Source organism: Cohnella panacarvi Gsoil 349 (assembly GCF_000515335.1).
In the GTDB taxonomy this organism is placed as follows: domain Bacteria; phylum Bacillota; class Bacilli; order Paenibacillales; family Paenibacillaceae; genus Cohnella; species Cohnella panacarvi.
In genome coordinates this window covers 4656904-4668799 of record NZ_KI911563.1, presented here as the reverse complement: position 1 = coordinate 4668799, position 11896 = coordinate 4656904, and the positions used below count along the sequence as shown (strand labels likewise).

The window sequence follows — 11896 nt, the reverse complement described above, 5'->3', positions numbered from 1 at the left end:
GCCGCATACAAGGGATGCTTCCTACTACATATTCCACATCCGTGAGGTTTTCCCTCTTTTTTCAACAATTTTTTTGATTATTCGTCAAGGGCGATAATAACAGTTTAACTAACGCTCTCTCGCTTTGCCCATAGATGAAATTCTAGCATTCTTTTTGATTATTGAGTAGAGTCCTTTTCCTTAATATTATCGGCTTCTTCCGTCTCAAGGTTTGCATTTTCTGCCGAATATGGCAAATAGGTGTCCGCCTCAAGCATAACGACCTTGCCCGGCTCGCGGTTCTGGACGATGTCGCTGAGGTAGGCGATTTTATCGGACAGCTTGTTTACGGTCGTTACGACTTCGAATCTAGAACGAGTAAACAGCTTGAGCCGGTCGGGATACGCCGTCGACGGATCCGGATGGATTTCGGAAAGATCCGACAAGAAAGACGCCGGAACCTCGCTCAATATTCGACATAACTCGATAAAGTTCGGGGCCTTCTGCTCCCACCCCGACAGGATCGGCTTGTCCGGAAAATGTCCGTCACGGAGCGGCAGCACGAGGCCGTTCGCCAGCACGGAAAACACTTTCCCGTCCTCGGACAGCTGGATCGCGACCTCCGGATGTTCGCTGACGGCAACCCGCAGCACGCCGGGAAATTTTTTCGAAATCGTGACGGACTTCAGCGGTTCCAGCTTAGAGACGCGAGCTTTGAGCTCGCTGATTTTCGGGAAGAAAAACGAGTCTCCGGTCTTTACGTCGAGCGCTTGAAGCACTTCCTGCTCGCTAAGATAGGACGTACCGACTACCTGGATGTCCGAATATTTCGAAAGAGACGAGCGGAAGAACAAAAAAATTAAGATAAAAACGACAAGAGCGACAACGATGCCTAGCAACACTTTTTTTCCGCGGCTTGTCCGTTTCACCGGTTCTTCCTTCAAAGCAGGAATACGCTGCGTCATGATTCGTCCTCCTACTTATACGTCACAAAAAAGCTCCCCGCCGCATCGTTAACCGCATCGGCGGGGACGCCTGAACTAGCTGAATACCTTGCTCGCATTCCGTTCTCTGACGATGTTGCCGCCGATCTGGCGGAACATCTCTTCGATCCGGTCGTATCCTCGATCGATATGGTGCACCTGCTCTACGACCGTCCGTCCTTGCGCGGCCAACCCGGCAATGACGAGCGCTGCTCCCGCCCTTAGGTCGGTAGCTTCCACGTTCGTCCCGTAAAGTTGGGGCACGCCGCGGATGAACGCGTTATTCAGATCGACTCGAATGTCGGCTCCCATGCGGCACAGCTCCTCCACATGCTTGAAACGGCCTTCGAATATCGTTTCCTTCATGATGCTGACGCCGTCGGACAATGCGAGCAGCGTCATCACTTGCGCCTGCAGGTCCGTCGGAAAAGCGGGGTAAGGCGAAGTCACGATACGTTCGACCGCCTTCGGGCGACCTGACGATCCGACTTTCATTATATCATTGCCGATATCGATTTGAACACCTGCTCGCCGAAGCGCATGAATCAACGAGGTAAGGTGATCGGGGCGGGTATTCTCTAACGTGACTTCCCCTCTTGTAGCAGCAGCCGCGACCATCACCGTACCCGACACGATGCGGTCCGGTATAACCTCGTAATCGCATCCGCTAAGGGAAGAGACGCCGTCGATCGTAATAATATCCGTGCCTGCGCCTCTAACTTTCGCGCCCATGGCATTCAGGAATTGCTGCAAGTCTTGGATTTCGGGCTCTCTCGCCGAACCGACGATCGTCGTGCTCCCTTGCGCGAGAACGGCGGCCATCATCATGTTCTCCGTCGCTCCGACGCTCGGGAAATCCAATATAATTTCCGCGCCGGTTAGCCTGCGGGCCGTACATACGATACGGCTGCCCTTTTCTCTAATATTGGCGCCAAGCGCCGTAAGGCCCCTTAAATGCAAATCGATCTTTCTTTCGCCGATGGCGCAGCCTCCAGGCTGATAGAGCTGGACCTCGCCGAATCTGGCTAAGAGAGGCCCCATCAAAAATACCGAAGATCGCATCTTCCGCATCAGCGTCTCCGGAATGTGAGAGGATGTCGCTGCCGCCGGTTCGACGGTCACCACCGTATCCTGATGCCGGGCCTGACACCCGATATCCCGCAAAATATCCAGCATCACTTCGATATCGAGCAGTCTGGGTACGTTGCGGATCGTCACTTTTCCTTCCGCGAGCAAGCTGGCAGCCAAAATCGGCAAAGCGGCGTTTTTGGCTCCGTGGATACGAATGGTGCCCGAAAGCGGCTGACCGCCTTCAATCACCAAATTGTCCAAGGGATTCACCTCCGGGTTACCGCTCACCCATCAATAGAACCTCTGGTACAAGTTTTACTCCATATTGTTGTTCGATTGTCGCTTGAACGCGTCGTATAAGGGTGAGGACGTCCTCAGCCGTCGCACCTCCGTGATTCACGATGAAATTGGCGTGCACTTGGGAAACTTCGGCTGCGCCCTCGCGCAGCCCCTTCAGACCGGCTGCTTCGATCAGCCTCGCGGCGTGATCGCCTGGCGGATTTCGGAACACGCTGCCTGCGCAAGCCATCGTGAGCGGCTGAGTCCGTCTTCGCCTGTCTTTGTACGTCGCCATCGCCGCCGCGATCTCCTTGCGGTCTCCGCTCGCGAGCTCGAATACGGCCCGGACGACGATACCCCGCCGCTGGTGAAGAACGGAGTGGCGGTAAGCGAAGCCCATCTCCTCATTCCCGAGTACAGACCGACTTCCGTCCTCCCAGATGATGTCGGCTGACTTTAAGATACGTGAAACGTCCGAATGGTGAGCGCCGGCATTCATGTACACGGCACCGCCGACCGTTCCGGGAATTCCTCCCGCGAATTCCAGTCCGGTCAACCCTTCCTTACCTACCATTACCGACAGCTTGATGAAGGAGTACGAAGCGCCTGCAGTCACCGTAGTCCCTTCGAATTGCACGTCGTCGAAGCCGTCTCCAAGTTTGATGACGGCTCCGCGAACCCCTTTATCGGATACGAGCGTATTGGAGCCTCGGCCAAGCACGCACCAAGGCGTCCCGTGACGGTGCAACAGCATCAGCGCGCGCGACAGCTGGTCTTCGTTCTCGGGGACGAGAAGCACATCGGCGGGTCCGCCGATCTCCCATGTCGTATATTTCGCGAGCGGTTCGTTCGCGCGCACGCATCCGATCTGAGCCTCCATCAGCTCCGAGATCAACTGCTGCATCATAACTACCTCCTTGCGCGTTCCTAAAGGGGCTGTGCTGCTGACGATGCCGGCGCCTTGCATTCGGCTGTCACGATCACGCTGTATCTTATGACAGGTAGGCAAGGGTGGTGACAATCGCCCAGGGTTCGCCCCCTTGGACGCGCTCTATGTTCTCCGGACGAACCGGTCGTTGGCGAATGTAATAAAAAGAAGCGCCCGCGCGGGGCGCCGGGATCTCTCATCTTGCGTACCGAGATAGATTAAGCAAAATTCCTAGCGCGGTCAATAGCAACGTCAAAGAAGATCCGCCGTAGCTCACGAGGGGAAGCGTAATCCCCGTAACCGGCATAAGTCCGATGACGACGCCGATATTGATGAGCACTTGCACGGCGATAATGCCGACGATGCCCGAAGCGAGCAGGCTGCCGAACGGGTCCGTTATCGTGATGGCCGTCCGCATTCCTCGCCAAATAAGCAGCAGGAACAGGAGAAGCAGCAGCGTGCCGCCGATAAATCCGAGCTCTTCGGCCAAGATAGAGAAAATAAAATCCGTCTGCGGTTCGGGCAAGTAGTTGTACTTCTGACGGCTCATGCCGAGCCCGAGACCGACCAAACCGCCCGGTCCGATCGCGTAAAGCGATTGAATCGATTGATATCCCGCGCCGAGCGGATCCTGCCAAGGATCGAGGAACGCCGTAATCCGCTGAAGCCGATAAGGCGCAGCGGCGATGAGTCCGACGAATCCGACCAACCCGACGAGGGCTAGTCCGCCGAGATGAGCGATTCGCGCCCCGGCGACATAGATGACGAGGAGCGACGCTCCGATCATGACGGCGCCCGTTCCGAGATCGGGCTGCAGCATGATAAGCCCGAATGCGAGTCCCAGGGTGCCAAGAGGCGGCATTAATCCCGTCGTGAATTGCTGAATTTGATTTTGCCGTTCGGAGAGCAGCTTGGCTAGGAAAAGCACCATCGCCAGCTTCATGAACTCCGAAGGCTGAATGCCGAACGACCCGATGCCGAGCCAGCTTCGCGCTCCCCCGCGCACGACCCCGAGACCGGGGGTCAGCACGATCACGAGCAAGCCGAAGCACAGCAACACGGCGGGAACGGCATATTTGCGCCAAGCCGTGTACTCTACGTTCATCGTTACGAACATTGCGCCGACGCCAAGCGTCGCGAATAACAGCTGTCTCTTGACGTAATAGTAAGCGTCCCCGTAATCGTGGAAAGCGGCGACCGCGCTTGCGCTGTACACCATGACCACGCCAATGGCCAAGATGCCTATGATGGCGACGATCATCCACAAATCGGGAACGGAACGGGTTTTGGCCATGAACCGGACACCTCGAAAGCAGAAGTAGGGACAAGCCCCCTTCTACAACGTATGCGCCGATTGCTTAAACATGCGACCTCTCGTTTCGTAAGACGGAAACATATCCCAGCTCGCGCATGCGGGCGACAACAGAACGATGTCTCCCGGCCCTGCCATGGCGGCAGCTTCCTCTACCGCGCGGCGAACGGTGCTCTCGGCGTCTCTCATAGGTTCGACGAGTTTAACCGCCTCTAAACCGGCGAGCGCGGCCACGCGCCCTAATTTCTCTCTCGTCTCTCCGATCGCCACGAGCCCTTTGATCCGATCCCGGAATACCGGAACGAGCTCCATGTAATCCGAGCCGCGATCCAGACCGCCCGCGATCAGAATAAGCGGCGAGGGCAGCGATAGGATCGACATCGTCGTGGCCATCGGGTTCGTCGCTTTGGAGTCGTTGTAATACTTGACGCCTTGAATCGTTCCGACGAACTCGAGACGATGCTCGACGCCGCGGAAGTTCCTAAGCGACGGAACGAGCTGTTCCGGCTTGGCACCGGCGCACAACGCGATGGCGATCGCGGCCATCGCGTTCGCCGTATTGTGCCTTCCGGGGAGGCCAAGCTCTCCGACGCGGATGACGCGGTCTTCCGTCCCCTCTTCCGTCCGGCTCACGATCCAACGCTCGGCTTCGTCTTCCCCTTCCGCGCCGGGCTTAATAGCCGCGTACGGCGGATCGACGAATACGCCGACCGCAAGACGTTTCGTCAGCGAGAACGGATAATGCCGCGCCTTGACGCGCTCGGTTACCCGTACGCAAGCTTCGTAATCGGCGTTGTAGATCGCAATGTCGGAATCCGTCTGGTTAGAAAACAATTTCGCCTTCGAACCGACGTAATCCTCCATGTCCCCATGGTAATCGAGGTGCGTCTCCGCGACGTTGAGCAAGCAGCCGATGCGCGGACGGAAGTCCGTCGTCCCTTTGAGCTGGAAGCTGCTCAGCTCCGCGACGAGCCAGCCGTTCGGGTCGACCTCTCGGACGGCGTCGCTGAGCGGGCGACCGATGTTGCCGCCGACGAGCGGGCGAAGTCCCGCGGCTTCGAGCAGGACGCCGGTCAGCGTCGTCGTCGTCGTTTTCCCGTTGGAGCCGGTAATGCCGATGATCGGCGCGGGCGACAGCTGTCCCGCGACTTCGACTTCGCTAACGATTTCGACGCCCAAGCGCTGAGCTTCCACGACAGGTTCCGCGGTGTACGGAATGCCCGGATTTTTGACGAGTAGCGCCGTTGCCGCGTTCACTAGCCCTTCCGGATGGCCGCCGCACACAACAGAAATGCCCAAAGCCGTCAGTTCGTCGGCTTCGGGACATAGTTCGCGCTCTTTGCGATCGTTGACGACGACATCGGCGCCGATGCCGTGAAAAAGCTTGGCTGCGGCAACGCCGCTTCTGGCCAAGCCGAGGACGACGACTTTGCGCCCCCTGTAGCTCGATAGTTCCTTCATGTGGTTATAGCCCCTTATACAGAATCAGACCGGTGCCCGCGAGCAGTAAACCGACGAACCAGAACGTCGATACGACCCGCCACTCCGACCATCCGGACAGCTCGAAATGATGGTGAATCGGGCTCATCTTGAATACCCGCTTGCCGTTCCGCGTTTTGAAAGACACGACTTGAATGATGACCGAAAGCATCTCGATGACGAACACCCCGCCGATGATCAGGAGCAACAGCTCCGTCTTGGTCAGAATCGCGACCGCGGCAATGCCGCCTCCGAGACCGAGCGAACCGATATCGCCCATGAAAATTTTCGCCGGATGCGCGTTGAATACGAGGAAGCCGAGCACCGCGCCAACCGTGGCCGCGCAGAAAACCGCCGCTTGAGGCTGCGTCGCTTCGACCGCGATAATGGCGAACGCGCCGAACGCGATCGCGCTTGTCCCGGAAAGCAAGCCGTCCACCCCGTCCGTGAAGTTCACGGCGTTGCTGGCGGCGAAGAACATGATGACGACGAGCACGTAATAGCCCCAGCCAAGCTCAAGCGACCAATCCGCTCCGGGGAACGAAAGCGCGGTACTGTGGTCCATTTTGTACAGCAGCACGCAGAATACGATCGAGAACAACAATTGGCCCAGCAGCTTCTGCTTCGCCGTCAAGCCAAGGTTGCGTTTAAACGCGATTTTAATATAGTCGTCAAGGAAGCCGACGAGTCCGAAGCCTAGACAAGCGACGATGAGAGACCAATATTCCAGCCCTCTGTCGGCGAATTTCAAGAATGCGAGCGTAAGCGCAAATAAGATGATTATGCCGCCCATCGTCGGGGTTCCTGCTTTCTTCTGATGGGACTCCGGTCCTTCTTCGCGAATATGCTGGCCGAATTTCAGCCTTCTTAAAAGCGGAATGAACAGCGGACCGATGAGAACGGCGAGTACGAACGATACGCCTAACGTCCAGAAGAGCGATGTATAGTCCATGTCGTTACCCCCTGTCTCCTTTCGTCAACGCCGCGACGACCTCTTCCATCCTCATGCCTCTCGAGGCTTTGACCAATACGAGATCTTCCGACTTAAGCTCGGCAAGCAAATGTTCGATCAACGGTTGTTTCTGGTGAAAATAGAGCACGCGGTCCGGCGCGAAATGCGGTTTGGCTGCATCGAAAGTATGCGACGACAACGGACCGAAGAGCAGCACGCGGTCGGTTTTGGCATCGGTCAAATATTCGCCGATGTGCGCGTGAAAAGCTTCTTCGTCCGGCCCAAGCTCGAGCATGTCGCCAAGCACGACCCACTTGGAGCGGTATCCGGTCAACTGCGACACGAGGTCGATCGCCGCCTTGACGGATGTCGGACTGGCGTTATAAGCGTCGTTCAGAACGACCGCTCCGTTGTTCGCCTGAACGCGTTCGATGCGCATGCTCGTCAGCTTGACGGACCGAAGTCCGCTGGCGATCTGTTCGATGCTCAGTCCGAACTCGCGTCCGATGGCGATGGCGGCGAGCGCGTTGATCGCGTTGTGACGGCCCGGAATCGGTAGCTCGAACCGTACGCTCGGCGCGTCCTGCACCGAGAAGGAGGTCCCTTCCGCCGTCAAGAGGATATTGCTAGCCGCAAGCGCGCAATCGCTAGTTTCCCCGTACGTGATCTCTTTAATATGAACGGAACGTTCCAAAGTTGCAAGCTCTTCCGCAATCAGCGGCTCTTGACCGTAATAAGCGAGCAAGCCGCCCGGCTTCATTCCGGACACGATTTCCAGCTTCGCGCGCGCGATGTTGCGCCGCGAGCCGAGCTGCAGCAAATGGGATTCGCCGATATTCGTAATAACGGCCGCGTCGGGCTTAGCCAGCTTGGACAGAAGCTCGATTTCCCCGAACTCGCTCATCCCCATCTCGAGCACGAATACTTCCGTGCCATCCGGCGCGTTCAGGATCGTATACGGCAAGCCCAGTTCGTTATTGAAATTCCCCTCGGTCTTATGTACGCGAAAGCCAGTCCCAAGCACCGCGGCGACGAGATCTTTGGTCGTCGTCTTGCCGTTGCTCCCGGTCACGCCGACGACTTTAGCCTTCGTGTGGCCGACATAACCGGACGCCAGCCTCTGGAACGCTTCGACGACGTTCGCAACGAGAATCAGCGGCAGCTTCGCCTGTTCGGGGCGAGGCCTGCCGGTCTCCCATAGCGCGGCAACGGCGCCCGCTTGTTCCGCGTCGCCGATATAATCGTGCCCGTCATGACGTTCTCCCGCGAGAGGCACGAAAAGACTCCCGGGAACGATCTTCCGGGAATCCCAAGTAACTCCGGTCACGAAGATGCCGGCCGCTTGGTCCGGCAACCCCGCGGCCCCAGCGCTCCCGCACCACTCGGCGACTTGCTCTATCGTTGCTTTCATCTATTCGTTCGACTCCTTATCGCTTCTTTCGCTACGAGGCGGTCATCGAAATCGTAGGCGACTCCGCCGATCAATTGGTAGGTTTCATGTCCCTTCCCCGCAATCAATACTACATCGCCTTGGCTTGCCATTTCAACCGCTTTTTCGATCGCGGCGCGCCTATCTGGCACTAGCTCGTATTTATCGGACGGCACGGAAGCCGCAAGGAGACCCGCTTCGATATGCTGCAGGATCTGATAAGGATCCTCCGTGCGAGGATTATCGCTCGTGACGATGACCGCGTCCGCGTAGGCTGCGGCGATCCGTCCCATCATCGGACGCTTCGCCCTGTCGCGGTCGCCTCCGCAGCCGAATACGCAGATGACCCGCCCGTTCGTCAACTCCTTGACCGTTCTCAGGACGTTCTCTAATCCGTCCGGGGTATGCGCATAATCGACGATGACCGCGAAGGACTGACCGGCGTTGACCGGCTCCACCCGGCCGGGCACGCCCGGAATTCGTTCGAGACTTCGGACCGCCTCCTGCAGATCGATTCCTTCGCATATCGCCGCCCCTAAGGCTGCAAGCGCATTGTAGACGTTAAACTTGCCGACGAGCTTCAGGTTGACGCGCCGGCTGCCCCAGAAAGAATCCAGCAGGAACGACGTGCCTCCCGCCGAGATGGCCAACCGCGATGCCCGCAGCTGCGCTTCGCCGTCGATCCCGTACGTAACCGTCTCCGTCGCCGTCGTTCTCGCGTACGCTGCGGCTACGGGATCGTCCGCGTTAAGCACGGCATAGGAGCGCAGCTTCGGATCGTCGTAATAGACGTTGCCGAGCCGCGAGAAGAACAGCGCCTTGGCTTTCTCGTACGCCTCCATCGAGCCGTGATAGTCCAGATGGTCTTGCGTCAGGTTGGTGAACACCGCCGTGCGGAAGCGGCAACCCTTGACCCGCCCTTGCTCCAGCGCGTGCGAGGACACTTCCATGACGCAACGGTCCGTTCCCGCGTCGACCATCGACTTGAAGATGCTCTGCAGCTCGAGCGAGTCGGGCGTCGTTCCCGACATCGGGTAATGGCGCCCGCCGTAGCGGGTCTCGATCGTGCCGATAACACCCGGCGCGATGCCGGCGTCCGCCAAAATTTGCTCGATCAAATACGTCGTCGTCGTTTTCCCGTTCGTGCCTGTGACGCCGATCGGTCTGAGCCGATGCGAAGGCCGGCCGTAATAGAAGTCGGCCAGCATCGCCAGCGCCTGTCTCGTGTCCGGTACGATCAGTTGGGCGACCGGAAACTCGAGCACGCGCGCGGTGACCAGGGCTGCCGCTCCGCGCTCGACGGCCTGCACGGCGAAGCGATGTCCGTCGTCCTTCAGCCCCGGCAAGCAGAAGAACAGGCAACCCGGCTGCGCAAGCCGGGAATCTGACGCCAGACTCGTGATGATCGCCGCGGGATCTCCGACGATGCTCCGAATCAACAATTGCTTGGCCAGCTCGCTCAATCGCACGAAGATCACGGCTCCCCTCGACCGATGGTCTGAATTACGCTTCTAATCTTCCGCTCCCAAATAGATGCGGATAACCGAACCCCGTTCCAGCTTCGTTCCGGCCGCCGGCGCTTGCCGAATGACCGTGTTGCCGCTGCCGGAAGCGGCTAGCTGGAAGTTCATGTTCATATCCTCGTAAATGTCCGACACCGTCTTGCCTACGAGATTCGGAACTTTGACGATCGGCGTATCCCCGTATTTGAATTCCTTCTCGACTTGCGTCGTCCGAGGCTGAACGCCCAAGTAAGGCAAAGCATCCGCCATAATGTTGTGAACGACGGGCGCGGCGACGACCCCGCCGAATTGGATGCCTTGCGGATTATCGATGGCGACGTACACGATCAGCTTCGGATCGTCGGCAGGCGCGAATCCGATGAACGATACGATATGCTCGCTCGTCGAATAACGTCCGTTCACGACCTTCTGAGCGGTACCCGTTTTGCCACCGACTCTATATCCGTCCAAGAACGCGTTGCGCCCCGTGCCTTGCGCGACGACGTTCTCCAATGCCGCCCTGACCTTCTTGGACGTCTCCTCGCTGATGACCTGCCTCACGAGCTGCGGTTTGCCTTCTTCTAGAATGATGCCGGTGTCCGGTTGCATCCATGCCTTCGAGACGAACGGCTTGTAGAGCTTACCTCCGTTAATGACGGCCGAGACGGCGGCGATCTGCTGAATCGGGGTCACGGATACGCCTTGGCCGAACGCCGTCGTCGCGAGCTCCACCGGACCGACCCGGCTCGGTTTGAACAGAATGCCGTTCTCCTCGCCTTTCAAGTCGATTCCCGTCTTCTTGCCGAAGCCGAATTCGTTAATGTATTGGAACAACTTATCCTTGCCGAGCCGCTGGCCCAGGACGACGAAACCCGGGTTGCAGGAGTTCTCGACGACTTCGAGGAAAGACTGGCTGCCGTGCCCGCCTTTCTTCCAGCACCGCAGTCTCGCGCCTCCCACCTCGATCGCGCCCGGGTCATAGAAATGCTCGTGCTCCAGATCGACCTTCCCCTCCTGAATGGCGGCGGCAAGCGTAATAATCTTGAACGTCGACCCCGGCTCGTAGGTCATCCAGATCGGCAAATTGCGGTTGTACACTTCGGGGGAAACTTCCTGATACTTGTCGGGCTGATAGGTCGGCCTGCTGCCCATCGCGAGAATTTCTCCGGTATTCGGGTCCATCGCGATCGCAATCGCGCTCTTCGGATTGTATTGCAATACCGCTTGGTCTAATTCGCGTTCGACGATCGATTGGACTTTCTGGTCGATCGTCAGCTGCAAGGAAAGACCGTCCTTCGGCGCGTCGAACGTGTCCGAGGAGCCCGGCATCGAATTGCCCGCCGCATCGGCCAAATAGTTCACGCCGCCCTTAATGCCGGTCAGCCTGTCGTCGTATTGCAGCTCAAGGCCGGTTAGCCCTTGATTGTATCCGCCGGTAAAACCGAGCACGTGCGACGCCAGCGAGCCGAACGGATAATATCTGCGGTTGTCCTCCGCCACCACGACGCCCGGAAGCGCCAAATCGCTAATCTGCTGCGCTTTCTCCTTCGTTATTTTGCGTCCGCCCGGCTTGAGGGCGACGATCATCTCTCTCTTCGTCAGCAGCCGATAGAGCTGCTCCTCCGACATGCTAAGAGGCCCGGCGAGCGCGCGCGCCGTGCCTCGCGGGTCTTTGACCTGAACGGGTATCGCCATAATCGTCGGAGTGCTGATATTATAGGCGAGCCGCACGCCGTTGCGATCCAGAATCTCTCCCCGGTTCGGCGCGTACGGAATGTTCCGGCGCCACGAATCCTCCGCCTTTTTCGTAATTTCGCTGCCTTTCCACAGTTGCACGTAACCGAGTCTGACGACCAAAGCGCCGAAAGCGACGATGACGAGGATCAGCGCCAAGTATAGCCTCTTCCGCACGGTCACTTGCGATATTTTCACAACAAAAACCCCCTCGGCCAAGACGTCTGAACAAGCTTTCGCATAGTTCA

The 11896-nt window shown here is 58.1% G+C and carries 9 protein-coding genes; all 9 read right to left on the bottom strand.

Annotation, left to right across the window (positions count from 1 at the left end; translation table 11 throughout):
• Positions 1–158: 158 nt before the first annotated feature.
• Positions 159–944 carry a cell division protein FtsQ/DivIB gene (locus COHPA_RS0122240; RefSeq protein ID WP_027088352.1) on the bottom strand — a complete coding sequence of 262 codons (786 nt, stop codon included), beginning with the start codon at positions 942–944 and terminating at the stop codon, positions 159–161.
• A gap of 75 nt (positions 945–1019) precedes the next feature.
• A complete protein-coding gene (gene murA, locus COHPA_RS0122235; RefSeq protein WP_027088351.1) occupies positions 1020–2294 on the bottom strand; it encodes a UDP-N-acetylglucosamine 1-carboxyvinyltransferase in 1275 nt (424 codons plus the stop codon).
• Between the two features lie 16 nt (positions 2295–2310).
• A complete protein-coding gene (gene murB / locus COHPA_RS0122230) occupies positions 2311–3216 on the bottom strand; it encodes a UDP-N-acetylmuramate dehydrogenase (protein ID WP_027088350.1) in 906 nt (301 codons plus the stop codon).
• Positions 3217–3436: 220 nt separating this feature from the next.
• The gene (gene spoVE / locus COHPA_RS0122225) at positions 3437–4534 is read right to left on the bottom strand and encodes a stage V sporulation protein E (protein ID WP_027088349.1); all 1098 of its coding nucleotides are present in this window, start codon (positions 4532–4534) and stop codon (positions 3437–3439) included.
• Positions 4535–4576: 42 nt separating this feature from the next.
• Complete coding sequence (gene murD, locus COHPA_RS0122220) at positions 4577–6013, bottom strand: UDP-N-acetylmuramoyl-L-alanine--D-glutamate ligase (RefSeq protein WP_027088348.1); 1437 nt, start codon at positions 6011–6013, stop codon at positions 4577–4579.
• Positions 6014–6017: 4 nt separating this feature from the next.
• Positions 6018–6983 (bottom strand): phospho-N-acetylmuramoyl-pentapeptide-transferase, encoded by a 966-nt coding sequence (gene mraY, locus COHPA_RS0122215; protein WP_027088347.1) that lies wholly within the window; start codon positions 6981–6983, stop codon positions 6018–6020.
• A 4-nt stretch (positions 6984–6987) separates the two neighbouring features.
• Positions 6988–8394 carry a UDP-N-acetylmuramoyl-tripeptide--D-alanyl-D-alanine ligase gene (locus COHPA_RS0122210; RefSeq protein ID WP_027088346.1) on the bottom strand — a complete coding sequence of 469 codons (1407 nt, stop codon included), beginning with the start codon at positions 8392–8394 and terminating at the stop codon, positions 6988–6990.
• Entirely contained in the window at positions 8391–9881 is a 1491-nt protein-coding gene (locus COHPA_RS0122205; RefSeq protein WP_035121742.1) for a UDP-N-acetylmuramoyl-L-alanyl-D-glutamate--2,6-diaminopimelate ligase, read from the bottom strand. Before COHPA_RS0122205 ends, COHPA_RS0122210 begins: the two co-directional genes overlap by 4 nt.
• A 42-nt stretch (positions 9882–9923) precedes the next feature.
• A complete protein-coding gene (locus COHPA_RS0122200; protein WP_027088344.1) occupies positions 9924–11846 on the bottom strand; it encodes a stage V sporulation protein D in 1923 nt (640 codons plus the stop codon).
• Positions 11847–11896: the final 50 nt, after the last annotated feature.

What these genes read in the sequence shown, in the direction of transcription:
- COHPA_RS0122240 (WP_027088352.1), bottom strand. Translation starts at nt 944, where the DNA reads ATGACGCAGCGTATTCCTGCTTTGAAGGAAGAACCGGTGAAACGGACA.
- murB (WP_027088350.1), bottom strand. Translation starts at nt 3,216, where the DNA reads ATGCAGCAGTTGATCTCGGAGCTGATGGAGGCTCAGATCGGATGCGTG.
- spoVE (WP_027088349.1), bottom strand. Translation starts at nt 4,534, where the DNA reads ATGGCCAAAACCCGTTCCGTTCCCGATTTGTGGATGATCGTCGCCATC.
- murD (WP_027088348.1), bottom strand. Translation starts at nt 6,013, where the DNA reads ATGAAGGAACTATCGAGCTACAGGGGGCGCAAAGTCGTCGTCCTCGGC.
- mraY (WP_027088347.1), bottom strand. Translation starts at nt 6,983, where the DNA reads ATGGACTATACATCGCTCTTCTGGACGTTAGGCGTATCGTTCGTACTC.
- COHPA_RS0122210 (WP_027088346.1), bottom strand. Translation starts at nt 8,394, where the DNA reads ATGAAAGCAACGATAGAGCAAGTCGCCGAGTGGTGCGGGAGCGCTGGG.